At 43.6% G+C, this 670-nt stretch carries 2 protein-coding genes; one reads left to right on the forward strand and one right to left on the reverse strand.

The window, feature by feature from the left end; translation table 11 throughout:
* The coding region (locus tag M595_RS28305; RefSeq protein WP_023069972.1) for a DUF4079 domain-containing protein at window positions 1–402 on the forward strand (402 nt) is incomplete at its 5' end.
* A gap of 45 nt (window positions 403–447) precedes the next feature.
* On the opposite strand, the gene M595_RS28310 is transcribed toward M595_RS28305, so the two are convergent.
* Window positions 448–670 (reverse strand): hypothetical protein (locus tag M595_RS28310; RefSeq protein ID WP_338041681.1); only part of this gene is annotated, 223 nt, incomplete at its 5' end.

A 670-nucleotide genomic window follows, 5' to 3' on the forward strand; every position in this document is an offset into this window, starting at 1 on the left:
GCTGCTTGGTCAATGGGATTTTCGCTGTTTGCTTACCTGATGCTCGCCGTCACAGGTAGTTGGATGTTTTATACTCGTAATGTGAAAAAACCTCGCCCTCCAGGGTTACGAACCGCTCATTATGTGATTGGCGGTACAATGGTCGGGTTAATATTACTCCTGTTGGCAATTGGTTTGATTGGCACCCTCGGTTACTATGGGAGTCTCGGTCATTCAGCCCACTTGCCTGCGGGATTAACCGTTGTCAGTTTAGTTTTCGTTTCAGCGTGGAGTGCGACTCAGATTCATCCTTCCCGACCTTGGGCGCGATCAGTTCATATTACGACAAATATTGTACTTTTCTTCGCCTTTGCTGTTGTTTCTCTTACAGGCTGGACTGTCGTACAAAAATACTTACCATAAGATAGAGTTCAGGAATCAAACCCCACCTTATAGTATAGATAGAGATTAATTGATCACAGATAATTCATCGATTACCTGAATCCGTCCTCTCATAACAGCCCGAAGTAAACGATCAACAGATTTGCGCTCATCTTCACTGAGAGTATCATCTAAGATAGCAGCCATTAATCCGTATCGATCAGCTTGAGTTAAATAATTGTTATTTCCGACAGATGCAACAATGGCGTAAACCGCTCCGGGAAGAAGATTAATTAAGGGCATAGGTCTA

Source organism: Lyngbya aestuarii BL J (assembly GCF_000478195.2).
Classification (GTDB): domain Bacteria; phylum Cyanobacteriota; class Cyanobacteriia; order Cyanobacteriales; family Microcoleaceae; genus Capilliphycus; species Capilliphycus aestuarii.